The organism is Novosphingobium clariflavum, assembly GCF_026420865.1.
In the GTDB taxonomy this organism is placed as follows: domain Bacteria; phylum Pseudomonadota; class Alphaproteobacteria; order Sphingomonadales; family Sphingomonadaceae; genus Novosphingobium; species Novosphingobium clariflavum.
Map to the genome: position 1 here is coordinate 227184 of NZ_JAPCWC010000001.1, position 25982 is coordinate 253165.

Sequence of the window (25982 nt, forward strand, 5' to 3'; positions counted from 1 at the left end):
GAAATGTAAGTGCTTGATATGGTGCGGCGGGAACCGGGGCGGTGTGGCCTGCTGGTGTCCTGACTCACGCGCCATGCGCCGCTCCGGCCAGAGCCCCGGCCAGTCGCGTACCGCGATGACCGTAAACTTCCGGCCCCGACAGCGTGCGCACATATCTCGAAAAAATGTCGCCCCTTCGCAGGTGACAGGTTCTTGTGAATATCTTGATGTTATGATGCAACATCACATTGACCAGGCCTCCCGGCCCTGACACAAGCCCGCCCGGTCACGGCGCCGGTGCGCCGCTTTGGTCAGGCAAATTCTCGTGGGGGCTGCATGCATCGATTTACCGGAAACCGCAGGCGGCTCGCGCGAACCGTGCCTCTTGTCATCGCGCTGGCGCCGTTCGCACCGTTCGATCAGGCCGCCGCCGAGGAGGCGCAGCGGGACAGTGACGAGCGCAGCGAAGCGATCACCGTCACCGGCGTGCGCCAGGCCTATCGCGGCAATTTCGCGGTTTCGGAGATTCCCCAGTCAATTGGAGAGATCTCGGCCGAGACCCTTCAGCGCAGCGGAATCCAGCGCCTGACCGACGCGCTCGACCTCAATGCCTCGGTCGTGCGGCAGAACACGCTGGGCGGGCTGTGGGACTCGTTCGCGATCCGTGGCTTCACCGGCGACGAGAACCTGCCGAGCGGCTATCTGGTGAACGGCTTCAATGGCGGGCGCGGCTTTGGCGGGCAGCGCGATACCGCCGGGATCGAGCGGGTCGAAGTGCTCAAGGGGCCGGCGGCGGCGCTGATCGGGCGTGGCGAGCCGGGCGGCACCGTCAATCTCGTGACCAAGCAGGCCGAGCTCGGCCGCAGTTTCGGCAGCGCTTCGGTGCAATACGGGAGCTGGGGGCGCCTGCGCGGCGACGCGGACGTCAATGTCGCGCTGACCGCAGGCCTCACCGCGCGCCTGATCGGTTATGGCGAGCAGGGCGGCACCTTCCGCGACCATGTCCATCAGTCGCGCTGGGGGTTCCTGCCCTCGCTCGGCCTCGCGCTTGGCCCCGATACGCGGCTTACCTATGATTTCGAGAAGACCCGCGTGGACGTGCCGTTCGATCGCGGCATCGTGGTGCTTGACGGAAATTTCCGCACGGTGCCGCGTTCGCGCTTCCTGGGCGAGCCGGGGGACGGCGATACCACCGCCCGCGCCAGTGGACACCAGTTGCGCCTCCAGCACGAGTTCAGCGATCGCTGGAGCCTGCTGCTGGGCGGGAGCCTTCGCGACACCTTGCTCACCGGTTCCTCGTCCGATGCCGAAACGGTTCCCTCGCGCCAGGCGCTCTACGGCGATGGCCGCTCGCTTTCGCGCCAGCGCCGGTCGCGCTATTACGACGCGAGCCACAAGGTGGTCCGCGCCGAGCTTGCCGGGGAGTTCGAGACGGCGTCGCTGCGGCATCGCGTGCTGATCGGTGCGGATCATGACGCGTTCACCTACGATCAGGTGTTCCGCCGCTTTCGGCCGCCCAGCCTGGCCTCGGACCCGAGCGACGAGCAGGGCTACGTGATCGACATCCTCGATCCGGTCTACGGCCGCTTCGCGCTGCCGCAGACCAGTGTCATCACCGACCGCGTCGACCGGCAGCGCGCGACCGGCGCCTATTTCCAGGACCAGATCACGATCGACGCGCGTCTCCAGGTTCGCATCGGCGGCCGCTACGACCGCCTGACGCTGGAGACCGACAACCGCCTGAGCGGCGTCGACAGTCGCCGCCGGCGCAGCCGGTTCAGTCCGCAGGCCGGTCTCGTCTACCGGCTGAGCACGCCGCTGACGGCCTATGCCGCCTATGGACAGGGCTTCCGCGCCAATGTCGGCACCGATGCGGCGGGAGCGATCTTCGATCCGGAAACCAGCGAATCCATCGAGGCGGGACTGAAGTTCACCGTGCTGGGCGGGGCGCTGAGCGGGACACTCGCGGCGTTCCAGCTGACCAAGGCCAACGTGCTTGCCACCGATCCCAATGCTCCGGCCTATTCGCTGGCGATCGGCAAGGCGCGCAGCCGGGGCGTGGAATTCGATCTTGGCGGACATCTGCCAGGCGGTATCGAGGTGCTGGTGAGCTATGCCTACCTCGATGCCGAGGCGCGCTCACGCATGCAGGATCCCAATTTCCAGTTCCAGATCAACCCCGGCGATCCGCTGGTCAACATCCCCCGCCACAACCTTGCCATGCAACTTGCCAAGGCCTTGACCATCGGGAACCGTCAGGCGCAGATCGGCGCCGGCATGCAGCACCTGGGCAAGCGCCTCGGCGAGACCGGCAGCGACTTCATGCTTCCCGCGCATACCCTGTTCCGGGTGTTCGGCAGCGTGGAGGTGATGGACCGGTTCGAACTGTTCGGCTCGGTTGCCAACCTGTTCGATGCGCATTGGTATGCCAACAGCTATTCGCCGCTATGGGTGCAGCCCGGCGCGCCGCGTACCGGCACCCTGGGCCTGCGCGCGCGGTTCTGACCGCGCGCGCTCCCGGGCCATCTCAGGGTGATGTCAGGGCCATGTCGTAGACAACCACCCTTGCCCACAGATGGCTGCAAGCCTTGACGAAGGCCTGATGGACCGGGTGGTCCTGGTAGACCTTCTGGTCTTCGACGCTATCGAAGAACATCAGTTCGGAGACGTCGTAGCTGCCGTCGACGACGTCGCGCGCCTCGGTGTCAGCGGGAACGCCGATCTGCAGGTTCCGGATCACGGGAATGGCCGACAAGGTGCGCAGGCCCGCCATCAACTGGTCGCGGTCCTCCTGCGATCCGGGGCGCTTGAGCCAGAAGAACACATGATGGACCAGTCCGGGCCGGGTGGGCGCGGCTTCGGCCGGGGCCGCCGAGAGCGCCATGGCGCTGCCGCCCAGCGCGATCATGGCCGCGACTTCGCGTCTGCTTGCATCCATGGTCTTGTCGTCCTTGTTCCGAGGTTGGCGGCGTGGGAGGTCATGACAAAGCCTCCGAAGCGCTGTGCGCGGCGATCGAGGCCCGTGTCACGATCGTATGGTCGAAGACCTCGTCGCTGACTTCGCTTCCGGTCTTGCCCCCGGTTTTGCTCCCGGTCTTGCCGAGCGCGGCGATCAGGCACTGGGCGGCGCGGTAGGCCATGTCCTCGACCGGCTGGCGCACGACGGTCAGCGGCGGCCAGAGCCGGGAGGCGAGGATGGTGTCGTCGAACCCGGTGACGGAGAGCCGGGCGGGCAATTGCAGGCCCTGCCGGTTGGCTTCGGCGACAACCCCGGCGGCGAGGTCGTCGCTGCTGCAGATGATGGCGCTCGGCGGGGAGGGCAGGGCGAGGAGGTGGCGTGCCGCCGTCTCGCCCGCGGCATAGTCGAACGCGCCGTGCCGCACGATGAGATCGGGTTCCTCCGCCAGTCCGGCCGCGCGCAGGGCTGCGAGAAAGCCTTCGAGGCGGGCGCCGACAACGCTGTAATGGTCCGGCCCGGCGACATAGGCGATGCGGCGATGGCCGGCGGCGATGACGTCGCGGGTGAGCGCCTCCATGGCGCCGCGGTTGTCGATCCGCACGGTGGTGACATCGGCCAGCGCCGTCCCCGTGGCGATGGCGGCGAGGGGGACGCCGAGCTCTTCCAGAACCGCCGATCCGCTGAGCTGTTCGGCAAAGGGCGGGATCAGCAGCAGGGCATCGGCGCCCGAGCGCACGAGGTCCTGCGCCATGGCTTCGGCCTCGGCGCGGCTGCTGCCTTCGCCGTCGCGCAGCAGCAGTTGCAGGCCCTGGGCGTTGGTAGCGCGCAGGGCGCCCACCAGCACGGCATCCAGAAACGGCGTGCGCCGGTCGCTGTAGAGCAGGCCGACGGTGGTCGCGCGCGACTTGGCGAGCCGCCGCGCCGCCAGATTGGGGACATAGCCCAGTTCGGCGATCGCCGCGCGGACCGTCTCCACCGTGGCGGCGCTGGCCCTGCCGGCGCCGTTGAGGACGTTGGACACGGTCATCGCGGATACGCCCGCCCGCTGTGCCACGGCGCGGATCGTCACGCCGTTTTCGTTACGCCTCGCCATCAGGTTCTTGTCTCCATGGCCTCTGATAGCGTGTTTCCGGCGGCTGCGCAGCGCCGGAAACATAGGCGTCAGATCGTTCCGGCCTTCATCGCGGCGACAGCGTGATCCACCGCCCGCGCGGTCAGCGCCATGAAGGTCAGCGAGGGATTGACGCAGGAGACCGAGGCCATCTGCGCGCCGTCGGTGACGAACAGGTTGGCCGCATCATGCGCCTGGTTCCACTTGTTGAGCACGGCGCTGTGGGGATCGTCGCCCATGCGCGCGCCGCCCATCTCGTGAATGGCATCGCCGGGCACATGCTCCCTCACCTTGCTCACCACGTTGGTCAGCCCGGCGGCGCGCAGCATCTTCTCGCCCTGCTCGCGCGCATCGGCCATCATCTTCAGTTCGTTGTCGCGGAAGGTGACGTTGAACTGCATCAGCGGCACCCCGAAACGGTCCACCTTGCTCGCGCTCAGGGCGACGTGGTTGTCTTCGTAGGGCAGGCATTCACCAAAGGCGCCCATCTGGAACTTCCAGCCGCTGTAGCGGCGCATGCCTTCCTTCATCGCGGCGCCGAAGCCGACCGGCCGCGACGGTTCGCGGTAGGCCGCCCCCTGGTAGCCGTAGCCGCGGTGGAAGCCGAGGCCCTCGTCCCGCCCGTTGTTGCGAAAACGGGGGACATAGATGGCGCCGGGGCGGCGGCCATATTCGATGAACTCCTCCATGCCCGGAATGTCGCCCTGCACGCCGACGCGGAAGATATGGTCCATCACGTAGCGGCCCAGCGTGCCGCTGCTGTTGAAGTGGCTTTTGCCGGTGCCCTCGGCACGCGAGTTCATCAGGACCTGCAGCGAGCCCATCGTCGAGGCATTGAGGAAGACGACCCTTGCCCGCACCACTTCCGCCTGCCCGGTCTTGGCATCGATGAAGCGCACGCCGGTGACCTTGCGGCTGGCGGGATCGTATTCGAGGTTGGTGACCACCGCGTCGGAGCGCAGCGTCAGCCGTCCGGTCGCCCGGGCGGCGGGCAGGGTGACGGCCTGGGTCGAGAAATAGGCGCCGAACGAGCAGCCGTTGCTGCACTGGTTGCGCAGCTGGCAGCGGGTGCGGTTCTGCTCGGGCTTGTCCTCGGTCATGTTGGACAGGCGGGCATTGATCAACTTGCGGCCCGGGAAGGCGGTTTCCAGCCGCTGCTTCATCCACTTCTCGGCGATGTTCATCGGCATCGGCGGCTGGAACTCGCTGTCGGGCAGGTAATCGAGATTTTCCCGCGATCCCGAGACGCCGATGTATTTCTCGACGTAGCTGTACCAGGGCAGGAGGTCGTCATAACCGATCGGCCAGTTTCCGCCGATGCCCTCGCGCTTGTTGGCCTCGAAATCGGCGGCGCTCCAGCGAAAGCTCCAGCGCCCCCAGATCAGCGACTTGCCGCCCACCGCACCGGGGCGGATCCAGTAGAACTTGCTGCCCTGGGCAAAATCGTAGGGATTCAGCCGGTCGTTGTTGTAGAAGGCCCGGTTGCTGGGAGCGACGTAGCCGTGCTGGGCGATGAAGTAGTCGCTCTCGCGCAGGCCCTCGGGCATGACGTTGCGCGCCGGGACTTCGTAGGCGGGCTTGCCGTCGTAGGTGTAGTCCTCGCCGTGCTCGACCATGTGGCCGCGGTCGAGCATCAGCACGCGCAGGCCCTTTTCGGTCAGTTCCTTTGCCGCCCAGCCGCCGCTGATGCCGGAGCCGATGACGATCGCATCGAACCTGTCGGTTGCCGCCATGATGTTCTTCTCCCGGATCGAAGGTCAGAAGCGCAGGGCGCTGAGGGTCTGGAAGCTCTTGGTGATGTCGGGCAGGAACGGCGCGGGCGCTTGGTCGTTCTCGACATAGAAGTGCCGCGCGCCGGCAAGGCCGTTGAGCTTGAAGATCCCGGCAAAGTCGATCGTTCCCGCGCCCACTGCGGTCATGCTGCGGTCCGCCCGCATGTCCTTGACGTGATAGGCGTAGATACGCCCAGCGAGACGGCGGATCAGTGCCAGCGGGTCTTCCCCGGCGTGGACGGCCCAGTAGATGTCCAGCTCGAAGCGGACGAAGGCGGGATTGCACGCCTTTAGCATCCGCTCGTAGAGGCTGACGCCGTCCGGCTTCACGGTGAATTCGAAGTCGTGGTTGTGGTAGGCGAAGCCGAGACCGGCGGCCTTCAGCTTCTCGCCGAAGCGGTTGATGTTGACCAGCGCCGCTTCCCAGGCCTCGGCGTTGCGGTACTTGTCGACCATGTAGGGCAGGACGATGGTGTCCGCGCCCAGCGTGCGCGCCATCGCCACGCTCTCATCGAAGGTGTTGAGCAGCGCATCGTAGCCGACGTGGATGGAGGGGCTGGTGAGGCCGAGCCGGTCCATGGTCTTGCGCAGCAGGGTGTGGTCCATGGCATCGTAGCCGCCGCCGCCATACTCGACCTCGCGGTAGCCGATGCGCGCCACGCTCTCGAGCGTGGCGACCGGATCGGCGGCAAACAGCTCGCGCACGGTGTAGAGCTGCAGGCCGACCTTTTTGATCTGCGCGGCGCTGGCAAGGCTGGAAAGCAGGGGCTGGCTGGCAAGCGCGGCAAGGCCGCCGGCGCCCAGCATGAGGGAACGACGATTCATGATCATGCGGAATAGACCTTGTTGACCTGAGAATAGGGGAAGGCGCCGTTGTATTCGCCGGGGACGGGCAGGTATTCGCGTTCCTGGGTGATGCCGATCTCGGAGGTGTAGTAGCCGACGACCACCATCTGCCGGAACGCCTTGAAGAACTCCTCGCCATCGGGAACGGCGTTGTTCATCGCCAGGGTCAGCAGCGCGTCCTGCTGCTCGGGGCTGGCCTGGGCGGCGGAGACCTTGTAGTCCTGCCGGCTGCGCGCGTCGATTTCGGCAAGGCCGGAGAGGATCGGCAACCGGTCCTCCGGAAGCGCCCAATCCGCCAGCAGCTTCTCGACATAGGCGGGAACCCCTGCAGCAATCGCGCCGGGGGTGTCGGTGGTGGGCACGATGCGTTCGCACAGCGCGGTCATCAGCGCGCGCTGTTCCGGCGTGAACACCTGGATGCCGGGCGCGCCCTCGTCGATGACCGGGACCGGCGCCCCGACAGCGGCCCCGGCGACCTCGGCGACCCCGGCGGCGCGGGCGAGCGGGGCGAAGAGCTGGGCCCCGAACATGGCGACCATGCCTGCAAGCGCGTTTCTGCGATCCATTATCGTGCTGCCCCCTTGAGGTCCTGGTGGAGATCCTGCGCGATGGCCGCTTCCGGCAGCGGGCGGACCCAGATGTTGCGGAAGGACACCGGCGAATTGTGATCCTGCAACTGGATCGGCGCCTTGTCGGCATGGGCCTGATACTGCGCGACCTTGCGCCAGACGGTGGTGCCCAGCATCGCCTGGTGGTTCTGCACCAGCACGCCGTTCAGCAGCACCGTGACATAGGCCGGGCGCAGCAGCGCGCCCCCGGCGTCGAAGCGCGGGCGTTCGAACACGATGTCGTAGCTCTGCCATTCGCCGGGCGGGCGCGAGGGGTTCACCAGCGGCGGTTTCCAGGCATAGACCGCACCTACGGTGCCGTCGGCATAAGTCGGGTTGCGATAGCCGTCGAGGATCTGCACTTCGTAGCGCTGCATGAACCAGATGCCGCTGTTGCCCCGGTCCTGCGAGCTGTTCTCGGGCGGATTGGGCGAGCGGAATTCCAGGTGCAGCTGGACGTCGCCGAATTCCTGGTTCGAGACGAGGTTGTTCTCGCCGCCGCTCGTGGCCCGCGAGGGGATCGTCATGACGCCGTTTTCCAGCGTCCACGGGGCGCGCTCTCCGTGCCAGGCATCGAGCGAGGTGCCCGAGAACAGCACGATGGCATCGGAGGGCGGACCGCCGGGGGCGGCGGCGGGCGTGACTTCTGCAGGGGCGGGCCGGTCGGGATCGTGGACGTGCCATTGGCCGCCGGGCAGCATCGGCGTATCCCTGAACCCCGGCTTGTCCTGCGCCTCCACGCAAGTGGCCGTCAGGATGGAGCCTGCCACCAGCAGGCCGAACGGGAGATGTCGCATCCTGTCGTTCCCCTTCATGTCTTGTCGATGGCGCGGTAGGCGGCGATCAGGCGCTCCTCGCCCTCGCGGCCGGGGACGGAGTTGCCGTGCTCCATGCCGATCACGCCGCCATACCCTCGGGCGCGCAGCCACCGGGTGATGGTGGCGTAGTTGATCTCGCCGGTTCCCGGTTCCTTGCGCCCGGGATTGTCGCCGAACTGGATATAGCCGATCTCGGCCCAGCAGGCCTCGAGCGTCGGGATCAGGTTCCCGGACTGGATCTGCTCGTGGTAGAGATCCGCCAGGATCTTGACGCCCGGCCCGTTGGCGCCGCGCGCGACGGCATAGCCCTGCGCGATCGACTGCATGAACACGCCGGGATGGTTGGTGCGGGTGTTGAGCGGTTCCATCACCAGCGTCAGCCCGTGCGGCGCGACGATGTCGCCGGCGCGGCGCATGCAGTCGATGATGCGGCCGGTCTGGATCGCTTCGGGCACCTTGCGGTCCATGAAGCCGGTGACGACCGTCATGTGCCGCGCGCCGAGGCGTTTGGCGACCGCGATCGAGGCGCGGATGTCGGCCAGGAAGGCCTCCCGGTCGCCATCGTCGTTGCTGCCCAGGAGCGGGCGGAAGTCGGCCCACTTCGGCATGCTGGCGACGAACACGCCCATCGTCATGCCGCGCTGCGCGAGGGCGCGGGCCATGGCTTCCTGCTGTTCGACGGGCCGTTTGGCGGCCTCGTTGTCCTCCCAGGCGCGAAAGCCCTGGTCGGCGGCAAAGGCGATCTGCTCCAGCAGTCCGCCGCGGCTGGCAAAGCTGCCCTCGTGCGGGGCATAGCCGAGCGAGAAATGCGCCGCGTTCGAGCCTTCGCCCGCAGCGGCACCGGTCCTTGCTGCCGAAAGCGCGGGGGCGGCGGCAGCGGCCAGTCCGGTGGCGATCACGGTGCGCCGGGTCAGGCTCATGCTGCGCCCTCCGCCAGGCCGCCGGTCTTGCGGGCGGCGCGGCGCTCGGCCAGCCAGATCCCGCCGAACACGATCAGCAGCGTCAGCGGGACAAAGGTCAGCCGGGCGAACGACTGGGACGCGGCGGCATCTTCCACGGCCTTGAGCGCCGGGCCGGTGAGCTTCGTGAAGGCCTCCGGTCCGCCGGCCAGTTCGACCTTGGCCTGGTCGAACATCTCGCCAAGGCGCGGCAGCACAAAGAAGCTGGCCAGCGCTCCGGCCGAACCGACCAGCCCGAGCGCCCAGGAATCGCCGCGCGGGTAGCGTTCGGCAACCGAGGCCAGCATCGTCGGCCACATCGCGCAGACGCCAAGGCCCCAGACGGTCGATGCCAGGATCGCGGAGACCGGCGACTGGGCCTGCGAGAGCAGGAACAGGCCGATCGCGGCGAGCAGGCTGGAGACCCAGAGCAGCCCCGGATTGGACAGGCGTCCGGCGATCCGTCCGGCGAAGTGGCGGAACACGAACATCAGCGCGCTGACGTAGACCAGCAGGAGGATGCCGCGCATGCCGACGCGGTTGCTGAGCGCCACGTCGATCCACTGGCCCGGCGCGAGTTCGGACGAGGCGGTCAGGAACATCGCCCCGAACCAGATGAAGAAGCTGGGACGGCGCACCACTTCCAGCATCATGTCCTTCATTGCCCGGCCGCCGGCGGTTGCGGGCGGCTCGGGGAAGCGGGTGGTGGCGGCGATGACGATGACGAGCACTGCGGGCAGGAACACCAGCGCCATGATCGCCTGCCAGGGCAGCAGCGGCGCCAGGAACACGCCGGCAAGCCCGCCGACGATCAGTCCGCCCGGATACCAGGCGTGGAGCACGTTGAGCCGGTGGGTGGTGTCCTCGGGATAGAGCCGCGCGGTCAGCGGATTGATCGATGCCTCGGCAAAGCCCCAGCCGATGCCGCTCAGCAACATCCCCAGCCAGACGAGGTGGTAGACCGCCATGCCGGCCGCAAACACGCCCGCCCCGACGATGAGGGTGGTGCCGACGAGGAAGGCGATCCCGCAGCCGATCAGCACGCGGCGAATGCCGATCCGGTCCAGCACCGCGCTGACCACGAAGACGGTGATCGAAAAGCCGAGGAACGCCGAGCCCAGCGCGGCGCCGATCATTTCGCCGGCCGAAATCGGCGCGACGGGGTCGATCCACTGCGCCTTCAGGCTGCTGGCGATCGCCGCGCGCAGCGATGCGCTCATCGACGCGGTGAACAGCGCCAGGACGCTCAGCCAGAATAGCCTTTGCCGGTTTATGTCCGTCATGCCCGATCCTCTACCCATGGGCCCCGTGTTGTCTGTTATCGGGGTCGTGTTTGCCGTGCCGTCAGGTCAGGCCCAGCCAGCTCCGGTTGTTGGCGGGATCTCCGCCCCCTGCGAAATCGTCGAAAGCCCGCTCCGGACGGCGGATCATGTGCGCCGCGATGAAGGGTGCCCCCTCGCGCGCGCCGTCCTCGGGGTGCTTGAGGCAGCACTCCCATTCGAGCACCGCCCAGCCCTCGTAGCCGTATTGGGTGAGGCGCGAGAAGATGCCGGTGAAGTCCACCTGCCCATCGCCCAGCGAGCGGAAACGGCCGGGACGATCCACCCAGTCGGCATAGCCGCCATAGACGCCCGCCCGCCCGGTCGGATTGAGTTCGGCGTCCTTGACGTGGAACATCCGGATGCGCTCGTGATAGATGTCGATGAACTGGAGGTAGTCCATCGCCTGAAGCACGAAGTGGCTGGGATCGTAGAGAATGTTGGCGCGCCGGTGGCCGCCCACGGCATCGAGGAAACGCTCGAAGGTCAGGCCGTCGTGCAGGTCCTCGCCGGGATGGAGTTCGAAACAGAGGTCGACCCCTTCCTCTTCGAAGCTGTCGAGGATCGGCTGCCAGCGCCGCCCCAGTTCCGCGAAGGCTTCCTCCACCAGACCGGCAGGACGCTGCGGCCAGGGATAGAAGAACGGCCAGGCGAGGGCGCCGGAAAAGGTGGCGTGGGCGCTCAGCCCCAGGCGGCGGCTGGCCTTGGCGCCGAGCTTCAGCTGTTCCACTGCCCATGCCTGCCGGGCGGCGGGCCTGCCGCGCAGCTCGGCAGGGGCGAAAGCATCGAAGGCGGCGTCATAGGCGGGGTGGACCGCCACCAGCTGGCCCTGCAGGTGGGTGGACAGCTCGGTGATCTCGACCCCGGCCTCGCGGCAGCGTCCCGCCAGTTCGTCGCAGTAGTCCTGGCTTTCGGCCGCAAGCGCCAGGTCCATGCAGCGCGGATCATTGCTGGGCACCTGGATGCCCTTGTATCCGGCCGCGGCCATCCAGCGTGCGGCATTGTCGAGGGTGTCGAACGGGGCGGCATCGCCCATGAACTGCGCCAGAAAGATGGCCGGACCGCGCATCGTGCTTGTGCCCCTTACTTCAGGCTCTTGAGATAGGCGACGATCGCGGCGCGCTTGGCCGGATCGGGGGTGGCGATCGGCATCCGGGTGCCGGGGACCTTCTTTGCCGGAGCCGCCAGGAAGGCGTCGAGCGTCGTGTCGTCCCAGCGCAGCTTCGAACCCTTGAGCGCAGGCGAATAGTTGAAGCCGGGGGCAGCGGCGGCCTGGCGTCCGGCCACGCCGTTGAGGTTGGGGCCGACACCGTTCTTGCCGCCCTTGTCCACGCTGTGACAGGCGCGGCAGGCGTTGAAGGCGGCGGGTGCGGTCTGCGCTGCGGCACTGTTGGCCGTGAACAGGGCGGCCAGCATCATCGCTGCGGCGACGGCCATCGGGCGCGGGGACATGGGGGGCAGGCTGAGGGGTGCTGTCATGCGCATCCTCGACTCTCCGTCTTATTTCTTGTTGCCTTATGTTTACCGGTAAATCATATCGGATCAAGGCTGAAATTCATGACTTTACGGTATTCTGAAAAATACAAGGGAGAGCGGTGATGAAACGGACCCTGCAACTGGCCATGGTGGGCGGAGGCGAAGGCGCCTTCATCGGCGCGATCCACCGCGCGGCGGCGGCGCTCGACGGGGACTGGCGACTGGTCGCGGGCGCCTTCAGCAGCGATCCCGCGCGCAACCGGCGCTCGGGCGACATGCTGGGCATTGCACCCGCGCGCACCTACGCATCGCTGGAGGCCCTGCTGGCAGCGGAATCGGCTCTGCCCGAAGCGGAACGGGTGGATGCAGTGTCGATCGTCACGCCCAACCACCTCCACGCGCCGATGGCGATTGCCGCGCTGGACGCCGGTTTTCACGTCTTCTGCGAAAAGCCCATGGCGCTGAGCACTGTGGAGGCGCAGGAAATCGCGCAAGCTGCGGCGCGTTCCGGCCGTCACTTCGCGCTTGCCTTCACGTATAGCGGCTATCCCTTGATCGAGGAGGCGCGCGCGCGGGTGGCGCGCGGCGACTTCGGCAAGGTGCGGCTGGTCCAGGTCGAGTATTCGCAAGGCTGGCTCAGCCAGCCGATCGACCGGGACGGCAACAAGCAGGCCGAATGGCGCACCGATCCCGCGCGCGCCGGGCTGGGGGGCTGTCTCGGCGATATCGGCACCCACGCCTTCCACCTTGCCGAACACGTCTCGGGGCTCCGGGTGGACCAGCTCTGCGCCGACCTTGCGACCCACGTTCCGGGCCGCCAGCTGGATGACGATGTCAGCGTGCTGCTGCGGCTCGACAACGGCGCGCGCGGCGTGCTCAAGGCCACCCAGGTCGCGGCCGGGGACGAGAACGGCCTGAAGCTGCGTATCCACGGCGAGGCGGGCGGTCTCGAGTGGTCGCAGATGGAGCCCAACAGTCTGGTGCTGCGCTGGCTGGACCGGCCGATGGAAACCGTGCGGTCCGGCGGTCCGGGGCTGGCGCCGTCGACCTTGCAGCGGCTGCGCACCCCGGCGGGCCATCCCGAGGGATACATCGAGGCTTTCGCAAACCTCTACCGCGCCTTCGCCGCCCGTATCCTGGGCGATGCGCCGGGCCCGGACGACGCATTCCCATCCGTCGCGGCGGGACTGCGGACCATGGCATTTGTCGAAAGCGTGGTCGCCAATGCCCGGTCTGACAGCAAATGGACGCAGCTGGCGGTCACGGCCGGGTCATGAGTTCACCGCCTGGGCTTCGCCGCCTTCCGCGCGCAGTCCCGGGAGGCCGCGATCGGGCGCCGTGCGCGCCTTGATCGTGTCGAAATCGGCTTCGTATCGCTTGCGCATGGTTCCGCAGAGACGGTCCCAGATCGTCGTGTAGCCGCCGTAATTGCCGGTGAAGTAGCGATGGTGCTGGTCGTGGAATGTCGCGGTGATGAACCACTTGGTGGCCCAGCTGCGGTTCCACCAGCGCGGCAGGAACTCGTACCCGGAGTGCACGTAGAGACCCATTACGATGTTGGTCGGCAGGATCAGCGCCATCGTTGCGGGATGAACGGTGAAGATCGCCAGGAACAGCGGCACGAAGCCGCCGTTGATGATCGATTCCAGTGGATTGACCGAGAGTGTCGTCAGCAGGTTGGGCGAGGTCGACTTGTGGTGAAGCTTGTGGACCCAGCCATAGAACGGCTCCTTGTGCATCCAGCGATGGAGCCAGTAGAAATAGGTGTCGAACAGGAAGAAGTAGGCACCGAACTCCAGCGCGATCATCCACCAGGGGGCAGGGCCGCTGTGGAAGGTGATCCAGCCCTGCGCCTTCAGCCAGCCTGAAGCGGCGCCAAGGATCTTGCCCGAGATCAGCAGGGTGATCACGGCGACGATCGCTTCGTTGCGCAGTGTCTTCCACTTGAACCCGCGTGGCTGGATTTTGCGCGCCTTGAAGAAGCCGCTGACGATGCCGGTAACCACGCCGGTGGCGACAAAGGCCCAGAGCCAGACGGTGAGCGCCTGTTCACCGGTGAAGAGCGTTTCGATCATTGCCGCGCTCAGGCCAGCGCGACGGCAAAGGCGATGGCATGGGCAAGCACGGCAAGTATACCGGCAGCAAGGACCGGGCGATACGCGATGGCGGACATGGCAATCTCCTGAAGTCTCGTGCGGCACCAACGGGAGGTGCCGCCTGTCGGGCTTCAGGTGACAGGCCGCGATTGGCGCGCAATCGGTTTTACGTTACGTTGGCAAGGACGCCGCGAAGCCGGCGGAAATGCGGCGATTTTCCAATTGGCGCATCGTGAATGGGGAGATGCTGCGTGAGCTGGCTGCGCCGGATCCTGATCGAATTCTGGGCCATGGCGATCGCCGCCGCGATCATCGGGTTCCTGGGCCCGTTCGGCACTTATCTCGAGGGGGATTTCGCGGGCCGGGTCTGGCGCTGGTGGATGCACCTGATGGGCGCCTACGTCCTGGTGCGCCCATCGATCCTGCTGTGGACCCGGGTGGCCGAGGCAACCTCCTTGCCGCGGCAGATGCTGGTCTATTGGGGGGTGTTTCTGTCGAGCTTTCCCCTGGCGCTCCTGTGGCGCTGGAGCGCGGCGGCGTTCTTCCACCAGCTTGAAGGCTTCGCGGGTATCCTGCCCTTTGCGGTTTTGAGCGCGATCGGGGTTCTGGCGATCGTGGATCGCGCGCGCCGTCTCGATCACCGGCTGGCGGCCATGCTCAAGCCGGATCCGGCCGAGGTGCCGGCGGTCGAGATGGCAGGCGGCGCACCGGCGCCGCCGCCGGGTGATGCCAGGCCTGCATCCAGCCCCGCATCCAGCCCCGCACCGCGTCTTGCCGCGCGCCTTTCTCCCGGCTTTCATGGCCCGATCATCGCCTTGCAAAGCGAGGACCACTACGTGCGGGTCCACGGCGCGCGCGGTTCCGAACTGGTGTTCATGCGGCTGCGCGATGCCATCGCGGAGATGGACGACTGGCCGGGGGAGCAGGTTCATCGCAGCTGGTGGATCACCCGCAGCGCGATCGCCGGAATCGCGGCGGACGGACGCAATCGCAGCCTCACCCTGGTCAACGGGGCGGTGGCGCCGGTGGCGCGCGATTCCGTTGCCCGCCTCGAGCGAACGAATTTCCTCACGCCCGGCGCCGGCTAGTGGCGCTGGCCAGCGACGCTACTGCACCACGATATGCATCCGGCCGAGAGTCTGGATACGGCCAAACGCGGTCGTGCGGTTGCCCTCGCGCTGGAAGACGGCGCGCAGGGGCGGGACCTCGATGGTGCCCGTGAAGGTGGCTTTGTTGCGCAAATCAGTCGCCGATCAGCATTCGGCCTTTGATGGCATTGGGTTAGGCGACACGCTGCGTTTGAGGCCTTCCGAGGGCGGAGAAACGGTTGAGGATGGCGGCGCGGACTTGCATTTCGGCGACCTGGCGATCGCGGCCTCGTGCCATGATGCGCTGGTGATAGCCGCTCGATCGCTTCCAGATTGCCCTGCTAAACCGCTGACTTGAAAGAACAATTTCGTTTCGGGGCGCGGGGCGGCGGGCCCGCTCTACTGCGCCGCTTCGGCCGCCAGTTGCAGGACCATGGCGTTGACCTCGGTGCCGAGGAAGGGCTTGCCCAGCATCGGCCGGGTGTTGTGCCCTGCTGGCAGGTGTGAGCGGTCGTAACCGCTGACGAAGGCGAAGGGCGTCTCGCGCGCAGCCAGTTCGTCGGCGACGGGATCGATGCGCTCGCCGTTGAGATTGCCGTCGAGCAGGGCGAGGTCGGGCGCCGCCTCGCGGATCAGGGCGATGGCCTGTTCGCAGGTTGTTGCCGGGCCGACGGGGATCGCGCCGGAATCCTCGATTTCCATGAACAGTTCCATCGCCACCAGCGGTTCGTCCTCGACGACCAGGACCTTGAGGCCGCCCGCCGTCGTTGCGGCAGGCACGGCGGCGGGTTCGGGGCTGGTTGGGGGTGTCATCGCGGCACGCGGCTCCTTGCGGTGTTCGGCAGGCGGGGCGCTGTCGCCCATCGGCAGGGACAGGCTCCAGATAAGGCCATCGACGGCGTAGTCCGCGACGACACGGGCGCCATCGGCCGCCATGCCCTCTTCCATCAGCGTGCTGCCGAAACCGCGCCGTTCGGGCGCCGTGACCGGCGGTCCCCCGCGCTCGCGCCAGGTGAATTCGAGCCTGTGTTCATCCCGCTGCCACTGTATCGTGACGGTGCCGGTCTCGTTCGACAAGGCGCCGTACTTGTGGGCATTGGTCGTCAGTTCGTGGAGGATGAGCGCGAAGCGCAGCGCCAGTTCGGGGGGCAGGTCGATGTCCGCACCCGAGAGGTGCAGGCGGTCTTCGCTGACCGTCCCGATCGCCACTTGCCCGGCGATCAGGTCCCTGAGGCTGGCCGCTTCCCAGGTCGCGGCGCTGAGCAGCGAATGGGCGCGCGACAATGCCTGGAGGCGGCCGGAGAAGGTGGTCTGGAACGCGTCGGGCGAGGCGGCATGGCGCAGCCCCTGCGAGGCGATGGCCTGCACCGTCGCCAGGGTGTTCTTGACCCGGTGGTTGAGCTCGCCGATCAGCAGCCGCTGGGTTTCTTCGGCCCGGTGGCGCGCGGTCACGTCGAGCAGCTCGATCATGACGCTTGCCCCGCGAAAACCGGTTCCGGCCAGGGACGAGCAGTACCATTCGCCCTCGCGAACCTCGCCGTCGGCGCGGATGAAGCGATGCTCCTGGCGTTCGCGGCGATCGCCGCCCTCCAGCAGCGCGCGCATCGCCGCGATGAAGTCCGCCCGGCCGGTTTCCGCCAGGAACGGGGCGTCCTTGAGGCCGAGGCCCAGCATGTTCTCGGCCGTGAAGCCGATCTCGCGCTCGGCGCTGCGATACCAGCTGGCGATGCGCAGGCCGGCATCGATCTCCAGCACCGCGAGCGGGGAATTGTCGCCGTGCGCGCGGACCCGGCCGAGGGCGAGACCCAGTTCGTCGCGCTGCCGGGCAATCTCGCGGCGCTGGCGCGCGAGTTCGACAAAGACCGCGATCTTGGAATTGAGTTCGGTGATGTCGAGGGGCTTGAGCAGGTAGTCCACCGCGCCGGTTTCATAGCCGCGGAACTTGCGCCGCTCGTCGGTGGCGACGGCGGTGAGGAAAATGATCGGCACGCCGCGGGTGCGCTCGGTCCCGCGCATCAGTTCGGCCAGCTCGAAGCCGTCCATCTCGGGCATCTGGACGTCGAGCAGGGCCAGCGCGAAGTCCTCGCGCAGCAGCATCTCCAGCGCCTCGAACCCGGAAGCGACAGTGACCAGTTCGACGCCGGGCTGGTCCAGCGCGGCTTCCAGCGCGGCCAGATTGTCGGGAATGTCGTCGACCGCGAGGATCTTGAGCGGCTCAGTGAGCAAAGGCGTTCTCCTCTGCCTGGCGGGCATTGCGCCGCCAGATCTTTTCCAGCGGCGCGAAGTCGGAGAAGCTGTCGGCTTCCCCGGAGAACTGCACCGTCTCCTTGGATCCCAGACCGAGGAATCCGCCTTGCGGCAATGACTGGGCAAACAGGCCGAACGCGCGGTCCTGCAGAACGCGGTCGAAATAGATCAGGACGTTGCGGCTCGACACGAACTGTACTTCCGAGAACACCGCGTCGCTGGCCAGGTTGTGGTCGGCAAAGACCGCACGCTTGCGCAGCGAGGGATCGAAGCGGGCGACGCCGAAATTGGCGGTGTAGTAGTCCGAAAGCGAGGCGCGCCCGCCCGCTTCCCGGTAATTGCGCGAGAAGCCGGCGATCCGCTCGATCTCGAAGACGCCTGCCTCCGCCTTGGCCAGCGCGGCGGGGTTGATGTCGGTGCAGTAGAACATCGTGCGGTCGGCCAGCCCCTCCTCGCGGAACAGGATGGCGAGCGAATAGAACTCCTCGCCATTGGCGCAGCCCGCCACCCAGACCTTGATCGACGGCCAGGTCCGCAAGTGCGGCACCACCTGTTCGCGGATGGCACGGAAATACTCGGGATCACGGAACATCTCGCTGACCTGGATGGTCAGGAAACCGATCAGCGCATTGAGGCTGTCGGGATCGTGGAGGATCCGGTCGAGCAGGCCCGACAAGTGCGCGCAGCCGAAATGCGACTGGGCCCGCTGCAGCCGGCGCAGCAGCGAGGCGCGCGAATAGTCGCGAAAGTCGTACTGGTAGCGCCGCCAGATTGCCTCGACGATGAGGTCGGCCTCGATGTTCTCGAGGGTTTCCTTGGGGCGCAGGGCACGGCCCCTCATCGCGGCATCCATACGCGCACCAGGCTGAGCAGCTTGTCGACGTCGAGCGGCTTCGACAGGTAGTCGTTGGCCCCGGCCTCGATGCATTCGAGGTGATCGCGCTCCATCGCCTTGGCAGTGAGCGCGATGATCGGCAGCTGGCCCCACTGTTCGTGGCGGCGGATCTCGCGGGTGCAGGCCAGCCCGTCCATTTCCGGCATCATCACGTCCATCAGCACGAGATCGACCGGCGGTCCGTCGCTGTCCGCCGCGCGCGCAAGTTCGGCCAGCGCCTCGATGCCGTTGCGGGCGATGCGCACCGAGACGCCGTGGGGTTCCAGCACCGAGGTCAGCGCGTAGACGTTGCGGATGTCGTCCTCGACGACCAGGATATGGCGCCCTTCCAGCGCCGCATCGCGGCCCAGCGAGCGGGCGAGGAGTTGCTGCTTGTCCTGCGGCAGTTCCGAGACGACCTGGTGGAGGAACAGCGTCACCTCGTCGAGCAGGCGTTCCGGGCTCTTGGCGCCCTTGACGATGATCGACTTGGAGTAGCGGCGCAGGCGCATCTCCTCCTCTTCGGAGAGTTCGCGGCCGGTATAGACGATGACCGGCGGGAAACTGACGCTTTCGTCGTGGGCAAGCCGGTCGAGCAGGTCCAGCCCCGACATGTCGGGCAGGTTGAGGTCCAGCACCATGCAGTCGAACGTGCCGTCCGCCAGCCGTTCGAGACATTCCGCCGCGCTCTGCACTTCGACCGTCTCGACATCGCGCGAGGCGAGCAGGTGGTGCACGGCATCGGCCTGGCGGGCATCGTCCTCCACCACCAGCACCCGGCGCAGGCGCTGCGCCATGCGGGCCTCGAGGCCTTCGAGCATGGTGACCAGCGTTTCGCGGGTGACCGGCTTGAACAGGTAGCCCACCGCGCCGCTGGCAAGCGCGCCATGATCGTCATGGTCGGCCGAGACGATATGCACCGGGATATGCCGCGTGCGGGTATCGCGCTTGATCCGGTCGAGCACCGAAAGGCCGGTATGGTCGGGCAGGTGCATGTCGAGGATGACCGCCTGGGGCAGGTATTGCCGGGCCAGCAGGGCCCCTTCGTCGGCGGTGGTGGCGATCAGGTACTGGAAGCCCAGTTCATGCGCGAGATCGCCGAGGATGCGGGCGAAGGCCACATCGTCCTCGACGATGAGGATGACGCGGGAATCGCCGCTGAGCGCCTCGCGGTCGTCGGGCACGGCGACCGCGCGCGGTGCGGCGACGGGCCCGGCGACGGGCGCAGCGACTGGCGGGGCAGCCGATCGGCTGGCCGAGCGGGGCAGGGCGGCGGTGTCGGCGGCGGCGAAGCGTTCGGGCACCTCGATCGCGAACGTGCTTCCCTGGCCCGGCGCGCTGACGAGCGAGATCGTCCCGCCCAGCAGACGGGCCAGTTCGCGCGAGATCGACAGGCCAAGGCCGGTGCCGCCGAACTTGCGGGCAATGCCGCCATCGGCCTGGCGGAAGGCCTCGAAGATCGCGTCCTGCTGGTTCTTGGCGATGCCGGGCCCGGTGTCGCGGACGGCAAAGACCACATGCCCGGGCTTGCCGGTACCGACGCTCAGCGCCACTTCGCCGGCGGCCGTGAACTTCACCGCGTTCGAGAGGAAGTTCTTGAGCACCTGTTCGAGACGGAGCCCGTCGGTCTCGATGTCGGCGGGTGCGCCGGGGGCGATCTCGACCGACAGGCGCAGGCCCTTTTCGGAGGCGGGGACCGCAAAGGTGTCCTCCAGCCGGCGGACGAGGGTGCTGACCGGCATCTGCGCCGGTTGCAGTTCGAGACGTCCGGCCTCGATCTTGGAAATGTCGAGGACGTCGTTGATGAGCAGCAGCAGGTCGTTGCCCGAGGACTCGATGGTCTCGGCGTAGCGGACCTGCTCGTCGGTCAGGTTGGCGCCGCGGTTGTCGGCCAGCAGGCGGGCCATGATGAGCAGCGAGTTCAGCGGCGTGCGCAGTTCGTGGCTCATGTTCGCCAGGAATTCGCTCTTGTAGCGGCTGGCCTGCTCCAGTTCCTCGGTCTGGTTTCGCAGCTGTGTCTGCGAGCGGGTCAGCTCGTCGCGCTGCGCCTCCAGCGATTGGGCCTGCTCCTCCAGCTGCGAATTGCTGCGTTCGAGTTCGGCCTGCTGCTCTTCGAGCTGGGCCTGCGACTGGAGCAGCAACTTGCTCTGCGCTTCCAGTTCGTCGTTGGTGGCGCGCAGTTCCTCGCTCTGGTTCTGGAGTTCCTCGGCCTGCTGCTGGGTTTCGGCGAGCAGCGTCTCGAGCCGGGCGCGGTACTTGGCGGCGCGCAGGGTCAGACCCACCGGCCCGGCGACGAGGTCCAGGAACGCGGCAAAGTCCTGCGGGCGGGCTTCGTCGGTATCGAGGAAACCGAGTTCGAGGACTGCGTTGACTTGCGCGTCGACGTGCGTTGCCCCCATCACCAGCCTGGCGGGGGTGCCCCGGCCCAGTGCGGAACCGAAGGCGAGATAGCCGTCGGGAACCTGTTCCACCAGTGTCGTGCGGCCATGGGCGATCACTTCGCCGAGCAGGCCGGTGCCGGGCGCGATCTCCTCGGGCACCCCGGCGTCGGCGGGGACACCCCAGGTGGCGATGCGGCGATAGCTGCCGTCGCCCTGCACGAAGATGGCGCCGGCAATCGCGCCGAAACGCTCGCCGACGAAGGCGAGGGTGCGGCTGCCGACATCGGCGAGCGGCAGGTTGCCGGCGGTGGCGCGGGCGAGTTCGGCCTCGCTGGCGCGGAGCCACTGCGCGTGCCGGGTCTCATTACGGTAGCGGATCAGCAGGTAGCCGATACCTGCCACCAGCAGGTTGGTGGTGCCTGACAACGCGCGGTTGATTAGCGCGACTTCGGGACCGAGGCCGTCGGGGGCGACGAAATAGGCGATGAATGCGCAGCCGATGCCGGCGATCGCGGCGAGCAGCGGGATGACCTTGCGCTGCGCGGCATAGGCCAGCACGGTGGGAAGCAGATAGAGCACGCTGACGCCGGTGCCGAGCGGCACCAGAATGTCCAGGGCAAGGCACAGCACGAGCGCGCCGGTAACCGCCGCTGCAATCTTGTTCTGCGGCGTGAATGCCGGGCCTGGTGTCATCGTCATACTCTGGGAGAGGAAACCGGCACGCGGCAGGACGGCGCGGCCCCCAACCCATGCGCGCGTCCGGATCAGGGCTCTAACGTATAAGTTGCCGGATCGTTCCCGGCTACAGCGCATTGATTTTGCTTGATGCGCTTTTGCCGCGATCGTGCGGCGTCCGGGCTTGCCAGTTCGCGCTTGCGCGCTAGTGAATTGATTTTGACGTTTGCATCCCCTGGCGGATCGGATGGGTTTGCAAATGGCAGAATCGAACCACCAGGCTCCCGCGCCACCATTCGATTGAGGGCAAGATCTTGAAATCCATGCTGCGCGGCGTGTTCGCCACGTCTTTCCTGATGATGAGTCTCACAACCATGTCCCATGCCGCAACACCAGCCGATGCCGCCCAGCCCGCCAGCGACCGCTGGATCTGGCTGGAGGATCTTGAGGGCAAGCCGGTGATGGACTGGGTGAAGGCGCATAATGCCGTCACCGAAAAGCGTCTCGAGGGCGATCCGCGCTACCAGACCTTCTACGATCAGGCGCTGGCCATCTCCGGCGCCAAGGATCGCATTCCCGCGCCGCATTTCCTTGGCGGGCAGATTTACAACTTCTGGCAGGACGAGCAGCACTTGCGCGGCATCTGGCGGCGCACGTCGCTGGCGGACTACCGTTCGGCCGCTCCGCGCTGGGAGACGGTGCTCGACGTCGACGCGCTGGGCAAGGCCGAAGGCAGGAGCTGGGTCTATCAGGGCTCGGACTGTCTCGAGCCGGAGCAGCGCCTGTGCCTCGTTTCCTTGTCCGACGGCGGCGAGGACGCGGTCGAGGTGCGCGAGTTCGACCTGCAGGCCCGCGCCTTCGTGCCGGGCGGTTTCCACATTCCGCGTGCCAAGCAGGGCATCGCCTGGGAAGACGCCGACCATCTGCTGGTCGCCACCGAATGGACGCCGGGCGACATGACCGGTTCGCTCTATCCCTACATCGTCAAGCGCGTCACGCGCGGCCGCCCGCTGTCCGAGGCGGTGGAGGTCTATCGCGGGCAGAAGAGCGACCTCGGCGTGTTCCCGGCGGTCCTTCACGATGCGCAGGGCCACCGCCTGGCCTATGTCTCGCGGGCGATCGACTTCTTCCACCAGCAGACCCTGGTCATGGCCGCGGACGGCAAGCTGCATGCCCTCGCCGTGCCGCAGAAGGTCGCGGTGGCGGGGCTGGTGGCGGGACAGGTGGTGTTCCGCCTCGACGAGGCCTGGGGCGATCTGCCGGCGGGTTCGGTGGCAACGGTTCCGCTGGATGAGCTGCTGGCCCGTCCCGAGGCGCTGAAGCCCCGGCTGGCCTGGAAGCCGGCCGCGCGCGAGGCGCTGGACGGCATCTCGGCCACGCGCGACCGGCTGCTGCTCTCGGTGCTGGACAACGTCAACGGGCGCCTGCTGTCGCTGGCGCCGGTGGCCGGTGGCGGCTGGAGCGAGCAGACCCTGCCGCTGCCCGACAAGATGGCGCTGAACTTCGGTTCGGCGGATTTCGGCAGCAATCTTACCTTCGCGTCGGCGGAAGGCTTCACCACGCCGAGCACGCTCTATCTGGTCGATGCCGCCGGCAGTGCTCCGGCCGAGCCGCTCAAGAGCCTGCCGCCGCGCTTCGACGCCGCCGGCCTTGTCGTCGAGCAGCGCGATGCGGTGTCGAGCGACGGCACCGCGATCCCCTATTTCCTCGTGCACCGCAAGGACATCGTGCCGGACGGCTCCACCCCGGTCCTGCTCAACGCCTATGGCGGGTTCCAGGCGAGTTCGACGCCGCATTACCTCACTACGTACGGCAAGCTGTGGCTGGAGCGCGGCGGCGCCTTTGCGCTGGCCAATATCCGCGGCGGCGGCGAGTTCGGCCCGCAGTGGCACGAGGCGGCGCTGAAGACGAAACGGCAGGTCGCCTATGACGATTTCGCCGCGGTCGCGCGCAACCTGATCGACAGCCGGATCACCTCGCCGCAGCGGCTCGGCATCATCGGCGGCTCCAACGGCGGCCTGCTGATGGGCGTGGAGATGACGCAGCACCCCGAGCTTTACGGCGCCGTCGTCATCCAGGTGCCGCTGCTCGACATGATCCGTATCGGCAAGATCGCCGCCGGCGCCAGCTGGCAGGGCGAGTATGGCGATGTCGAGGCCGATCCCGAAGTGCGCGCGTTCTGGGAGAAGACCTCGCCCTACCACGCCTTGCGCAAGGGGGTGGCATACCCCGAGCCCTACATCTTCACCACCACCCGCGACGACCGCGTCGGTCCGCAGCATGCGCGCAAGTTCGCCGCGCGCATGGAGGAGCTGGGGCTGCCCTTCTACTTCTACGAGAACACCGAGGGCGGTCACGGCTCGGGCGCCGACATCCGCCAGTCGGCCAAGACCACCGCGCTGTGGATGACCTATCTCACGCAGAAGCTGATGGATTCGCCCAGGCCCTGACACGGCCCGAGCATTGCATCCGGGCAAGGGGCCGGCCCTAACCGCGAACAGGGGCCGGCCCTAACCCCGACAGGGGCCGGCCCTAACCCCGACAGGGGCCAGCCCAAACCCCGACAGGGGCCGGGGGCGACGCGAATGTCCCGCCGGTCCTTGCCATTTTCAGGCGATTTCGGGTAAGGGGGCCGGCATTCGCAAGGACCCGGTGAGAATCCGGGTGGCTATCCCGGCCGCCGATCCGCCGGGCAACCTCCACATGGACAGCCTTTCCCAGCTCCCGCTCGCGGGCGCTGCGCCATGTGTTGCGTTTCTTGACAGGCAAAATGAACTCCAGACCCTCCCGTTTCCGGACCGAATGGTTCGCCAGCGCCGGACAGGCACGCCGTGACGTGCTGTCGGGCATCGTCGTCGCGCTTGCGCTGATCCCCGAAGCCATCGGCTTTTCCGTCATTGCCGGGGTCGATCCTCGCGTCGGCCTTTACGCCTCGGTGGCGATCGCCATCGTCATCTCGCTGCTCGGCGGTCGTCCGGCGATGATCTCGGCGGCGACCGCGGCGGTGGCGGTCGTCGTCACCCCGCTGGTGCGCGATCACGGCGTCAGCTACCTCTTTGCCGCGACCGTGCTGATGGGCCTGTTCCAGATCGCCGCCGGTCTCCTGCGGCTCGACCTGCTGATGCAGTTCGTCTCGCGCTCGGTCGTCACCGGCTTCGTCAATGCCCTGGCGATCCTGATCTTCATCGCCCAGCTGCCGCAGTTCGTTGACGTGACCTGGCATACTTACGCGATGGTCGCGGGCGGCCTGGCGATCATCTACCTGCTGCCGCGCGTGACCCGGGCGGTGCCCTCGCCCTTGGTGGCGATCCTCGTGCTGGCGGCGATCAGCATCGCGCTCGGCCTGCCGGTGCGCACGGTGGGCGACATGGGGCGCCTGCCCGAAGGCCTGCCGGGCCTGTCCCTGCCGCATGTTCCCCTGACGCTCGAGACGCTGCGGATCATCCTGCCCTATTCGTTGACGATGGCGGCGGTCGGCCTGCTGGAATCGATGATGACCGCGCAGATCGTCGACGACATGACCGACAGCGAAAGTGACAAGCGGCGCGAATGCATGGGGCAGGGCGGTGCCAATATCGCCGCAGCCCTGGTCGGCGGCATGGGCGGCTGCGCGATGATCGGGCAGTCGGTCATCAATGTCGGTTCAGGCGGGCGAACCCGCCTGTCGACGCTGGTCGCGGGCGTGTTCCTGCTGTTCCTGCTGGCGGTGCTTGGCCCGGTCGTCGGGCGTATCCCGATGCCGGCGCTGGTGGCGGTGATGATCATGGTCTCGATCGGCACGTTCAGCTGGGCCTCGATCCCCAATCTGCTGCGCCATCCGCCGACCTCGTCGGTGGTCATGGCGGCAACGGTCGCGGTGGTGGTGGCGACCCACGATCTGGCGCGCGGCGTGCTGGTGGGGGTCCTGCTTTCGGGCCTGTTCTTCGCAGGCAAGGTGCAGCGCATGTTCGCGGTTGAGCGCGAGGAAGCCGGAGACCGGGTGACCTACCGGGTCAGCGGCGAAATCTTCTTTGCATCGGTTGCCCGCTTCGCGCGGGCCTTCACGGCGGAACCGGGACGCCATGTGCGCATCGACGTGAGCGACGCGCATTTCTGGGACATCTCGGCCGTCGGCGCACTCGACAAGGTCATCGCCCGCCTGCGCCGTGATGGCTCGCAGGTTGAGGTCGCCGGTTACAACGAGGCCAGCGCCAACCTTGTCGATCGCTTCGCCCTGCACGACAAGCAGGTGGAACTGGCGGCGCATTGAGGGGCAGTTGGTGAGCGGCACCAGCCCGCTCACCCTGACGTTCAGTCCGCCGTGCCGGTCTCCTCGAGGCTGAGCACGGCGGCGTCGATCTCGCGCAGCATGGCGACAAGGCCGTCAAGCTGCGCCCGGTCGAACCGCGCGAGAATGCGGCTCTCCAGTTCGAGCGCACGCGGCGCGATGCGGGCATGGAGATCCTTGCCGTCGGCCGTCAGCGCCAGCAAGTGGGAGCGCTTGTCGCCCGGGTTGCGGCGTTTCCCGATCAGCCCGCGCGCGGTCAGGGCGATGGCGGCGCGGCTGACCGTCACCTTGTCCATGCGGGTGCGCGCGCAGATGTCCTGCTGGGTGATCTCGCCCGACTGGGCCACCCAGGACAGCACCCGCCATTCCGGAATGCCGATCCGGAACCAGGCCTGATAGGCCCCGGCGACATATTCGCTGACGAGCCCGGCGGTATAGGAAAGGCGGTAGGGAATGAAGCTGTCGAGCTGGAGCGGCGTGTCCGTCATCCGCAGATAGTATCATTTGACACCATTCTCGCAACCATGC

General features: G+C 67.4%; 20 protein-coding genes, 1 pseudogene and 1 other annotated feature. Of the genes and pseudogenes, 5 read left to right on the plus strand and 16 right to left on the minus strand.

The window, feature by feature from the left end:
• Positions 1-315: 315 nt before the first annotated feature.
• Positions 316-2484, plus strand: coding sequence for a TonB-dependent siderophore receptor (locus OKA11_RS00880; RefSeq protein ID WP_267218340.1), 2169 nt, complete (start codon positions 316-318; stop codon positions 2482-2484).
• A 22-nt stretch (positions 2485-2506) separates the two neighbouring features.
• Here the strand turns inward: OKA11_RS00880 and OKA11_RS00885 are convergent, their stop codons facing one another.
• The 10 genes from OKA11_RS00885 to OKA11_RS00930 form a co-directional block, all read right to left on the minus strand.
• Positions 2507-2917 (minus strand): Dabb family protein, encoded by a 411-nt coding sequence (locus tag OKA11_RS00885; protein WP_267218341.1) that lies wholly within the window; start codon positions 2915-2917, stop codon positions 2507-2509.
• A gap of 40 nt (positions 2918-2957) precedes the next feature.
• Complete coding sequence (locus tag OKA11_RS00890; protein ID WP_267218342.1) at positions 2958-4031, minus strand: LacI family DNA-binding transcriptional regulator; 1074 nt, start codon at positions 4029-4031, stop codon at positions 2958-2960.
• 68 nt (positions 4032-4099) lie between these two features.
• Positions 4100-5782, minus strand: a complete 1683-nt coding sequence (locus tag OKA11_RS00895; RefSeq protein WP_267218343.1) for a GMC oxidoreductase — start codon at positions 5780-5782, stop codon at positions 4100-4102.
• A 24-nt stretch (positions 5783-5806) separates the two neighbouring features.
• Complete coding sequence (locus OKA11_RS00900; protein WP_267218344.1) at positions 5807-6652, minus strand: sugar phosphate isomerase/epimerase family protein; 846 nt, start codon at positions 6650-6652, stop codon at positions 5807-5809.
• Entirely contained in the window at positions 6649-7236 is a 588-nt protein-coding gene (locus tag OKA11_RS00905) for a gluconate 2-dehydrogenase subunit 3 family protein (protein WP_267218611.1), read from the minus strand. Before OKA11_RS00905 ends, OKA11_RS00900 begins: the two co-directional genes overlap by 4 nt.
• Positions 7233-8072 carry a 3-keto-disaccharide hydrolase gene (locus OKA11_RS00910; protein WP_267218345.1) on the minus strand — a complete coding sequence of 280 codons (840 nt, stop codon included), beginning with the start codon at positions 8070-8072 and terminating at the stop codon, positions 7233-7235. The genes OKA11_RS00905 and OKA11_RS00910 overlap by 4 nt, the downstream gene beginning before the upstream one ends.
• Before the next feature lie 14 nt (positions 8073-8086).
• Positions 8087-9013 carry a hydroxypyruvate isomerase family protein gene (locus OKA11_RS00915; RefSeq protein WP_267218346.1) on the minus strand — a complete coding sequence of 309 codons (927 nt, stop codon included), beginning with the start codon at positions 9011-9013 and terminating at the stop codon, positions 8087-8089.
• Entirely contained in the window at positions 9010-10314 is a 1305-nt protein-coding gene (locus OKA11_RS00920) for an MFS transporter (RefSeq protein WP_267218347.1), read from the minus strand. Before OKA11_RS00920 ends, OKA11_RS00915 begins: the two co-directional genes overlap by 4 nt.
• Positions 10315-10375: 61 nt before the next feature.
• The gene (locus OKA11_RS00925) at positions 10376-11419 is read right to left on the minus strand and encodes a sugar phosphate isomerase/epimerase family protein (RefSeq protein ID WP_267218348.1); all 1044 of its coding nucleotides are present in this window, start codon (positions 11417-11419) and stop codon (positions 10376-10378) included.
• 14 nt (positions 11420-11433) lie between these two features.
• Positions 11434-11829 carry a c-type cytochrome gene (locus tag OKA11_RS00930; protein ID WP_379489301.1) on the minus strand — a complete coding sequence of 132 codons (396 nt, stop codon included), beginning with the start codon at positions 11827-11829 and terminating at the stop codon, positions 11434-11436.
• A gap of 119 nt (positions 11830-11948) precedes the next feature.
• Here OKA11_RS00930 and OKA11_RS00935 point away from each other — a divergent pair, with 119 nt between their 5' ends.
• Positions 11949-13103, plus strand: coding sequence for a Gfo/Idh/MocA family protein (locus OKA11_RS00935; RefSeq protein WP_267218349.1), 1155 nt, complete (start codon positions 11949-11951; stop codon positions 13101-13103).
• Here the strand turns inward: OKA11_RS00935 and OKA11_RS00940 are convergent.
• Positions 13098-13901, minus strand: a complete 804-nt coding sequence (locus OKA11_RS00940) for a sterol desaturase family protein (RefSeq protein ID WP_267218350.1) — start codon at positions 13899-13901, stop codon at positions 13098-13100. The genes OKA11_RS00935 and OKA11_RS00940 overlap by 6 nt on opposite strands.
• A gap of 272 nt (positions 13902-14173) precedes the next feature.
• On the opposite strand from OKA11_RS00940, the gene OKA11_RS00945 reads away from it, so the two are divergent.
• Positions 14174-15010, plus strand: a complete 837-nt coding sequence (locus tag OKA11_RS00945) for a LytTR family DNA-binding domain-containing protein (RefSeq protein ID WP_267218351.1) — start codon at positions 14174-14176, stop codon at positions 15008-15010.
• Positions 15011-15203: 193 nt separating this feature from the next.
• On the opposite strand, the pseudogene OKA11_RS00950 reads toward OKA11_RS00945, so the two are convergent.
• The 4 genes and pseudogenes from OKA11_RS00950 to OKA11_RS00965 all read right to left on the minus strand — a co-directional run.
• Positions 15204-15386 (minus strand): annotated as a pseudogene (locus tag OKA11_RS00950) (IS5/IS1182 family transposase); the annotation flags it as partial.
• 23 nt (positions 15387-15409) lie between these two features.
• Positions 15410-17236: a response regulator gene (locus OKA11_RS00955; protein ID WP_267218352.1), complete on the minus strand. Its 1827-nt coding sequence runs from the start codon at positions 17234-17236 to the stop codon at positions 15410-15412.
• A complete protein-coding gene (locus OKA11_RS00960) occupies positions 17226-18110 on the minus strand; it encodes a CheR family methyltransferase (protein WP_267218353.1) in 885 nt (294 codons plus the stop codon). The genes OKA11_RS00955 and OKA11_RS00960 overlap by 11 nt, the downstream gene beginning before the upstream one ends.
• Positions 18095-21205, minus strand: a complete 3111-nt coding sequence (locus OKA11_RS00965; RefSeq protein ID WP_267218354.1) for a response regulator — start codon at positions 21203-21205, stop codon at positions 18095-18097. Before OKA11_RS00965 ends, OKA11_RS00960 begins: the two co-directional genes overlap by 16 nt.
• 356 nt (positions 21206-21561) lie before the next feature.
• On the opposite strand from OKA11_RS00965, the gene OKA11_RS00970 reads away from it, so the two are divergent.
• Both OKA11_RS00970 and OKA11_RS00975 read left to right on the plus strand, forming a co-directional pair.
• Positions 21562-23637: a prolyl oligopeptidase family serine peptidase gene (locus OKA11_RS00970; protein ID WP_267218355.1), complete on the plus strand. Its 2076-nt coding sequence runs from the start codon at positions 21562-21564 to the stop codon at positions 23635-23637.
• A gap of 192 nt (positions 23638-23829) precedes the next feature.
• Positions 23830-23885, plus strand: a sequence feature (sul1 is cis-regulatory element that is thought to sense ions involved in sulfur or methionine metabolism; They are found in Alphaproteobacteria).
• A gap of 72 nt (positions 23886-23957) precedes the next feature.
• Positions 23958-25436, plus strand: coding sequence for a SulP family inorganic anion transporter (locus tag OKA11_RS00975; protein ID WP_267218356.1), 1479 nt, complete (start codon positions 23958-23960; stop codon positions 25434-25436).
• Between the two features lie 41 nt (positions 25437-25477).
• On the opposite strand, the gene OKA11_RS00980 is transcribed toward OKA11_RS00975, so the two are convergent.
• Complete coding sequence (locus tag OKA11_RS00980) at positions 25478-25942, minus strand: MarR family winged helix-turn-helix transcriptional regulator (RefSeq protein ID WP_267218357.1); 465 nt, start codon at positions 25940-25942, stop codon at positions 25478-25480.
• Between the last annotated feature and the right edge of the window lie 40 nt (positions 25943-25982).

Coding starts and splice junctions, on each gene's coding strand:
- OKA11_RS00880 (WP_267218340.1), top strand. CDS start 316: ATGCATCGATTTACCGGAAACCGCAGGCGGCTCGCGCGAACCGTGCCT.
- OKA11_RS00885 (WP_267218341.1), bottom strand. CDS start 2,917: ATGGATGCAAGCAGACGCGAAGTCGCGGCCATGATCGCGCTGGGCGGC.
- OKA11_RS00890 (WP_267218342.1), bottom strand. CDS start 4,031: ATGGCGAGGCGTAACGAAAACGGCGTGACGATCCGCGCCGTGGCACAG.
- OKA11_RS00895 (WP_267218343.1), bottom strand. CDS start 5,782: ATGGCGGCAACCGACAGGTTCGATGCGATCGTCATCGGCTCCGGCATC.
- OKA11_RS00900 (WP_267218344.1), bottom strand. CDS start 6,652: ATGATCATGAATCGTCGTTCCCTCATGCTGGGCGCCGGCGGCCTTGCC.
- OKA11_RS00910 (WP_267218345.1), bottom strand. CDS start 8,072: ATGCGACATCTCCCGTTCGGCCTGCTGGTGGCAGGCTCCATCCTGACG.
- OKA11_RS00915 (WP_267218346.1), bottom strand. CDS start 9,013: ATGAGCCTGACCCGGCGCACCGTGATCGCCACCGGACTGGCCGCTGCC.
- OKA11_RS00920 (WP_267218347.1), bottom strand. CDS start 10,314: ATGACGGACATAAACCGGCAAAGGCTATTCTGGCTGAGCGTCCTGGCG.
- OKA11_RS00925 (WP_267218348.1), bottom strand. CDS start 11,419: ATGCGCGGTCCGGCCATCTTTCTGGCGCAGTTCATGGGCGATGCCGCC.
- OKA11_RS00930 (WP_379489301.1), bottom strand. CDS start 11,829: ATGACAGCACCCCTCAGCCTGCCCCCCATGTCCCCGCGCCCGATGGCC.
- OKA11_RS00935 (WP_267218349.1), top strand. CDS start 11,949: ATGAAACGGACCCTGCAACTGGCCATGGTGGGCGGAGGCGAAGGCGCC.
- OKA11_RS00940 (WP_267218350.1), bottom strand. CDS start 13,901: ATGATCGAAACGCTCTTCACCGGTGAACAGGCGCTCACCGTCTGGCTC.
- OKA11_RS00960 (WP_267218353.1), bottom strand. CDS start 18,110: ATGGATGCCGCGATGAGGGGCCGTGCCCTGCGCCCCAAGGAAACCCTC.
- OKA11_RS00965 (WP_267218354.1), bottom strand. CDS start 21,205: ATGACACCAGGCCCGGCATTCACGCCGCAGAACAAGATTGCAGCGGCG.
- OKA11_RS00970 (WP_267218355.1), top strand. CDS start 21,562: ATGTCCCATGCCGCAACACCAGCCGATGCCGCCCAGCCCGCCAGCGAC.
- OKA11_RS00975 (WP_267218356.1), top strand. CDS start 23,958: ATGAACTCCAGACCCTCCCGTTTCCGGACCGAATGGTTCGCCAGCGCC.
- OKA11_RS00980 (WP_267218357.1), bottom strand. CDS start 25,942: ATGACGGACACGCCGCTCCAGCTCGACAGCTTCATTCCCTACCGCCTT.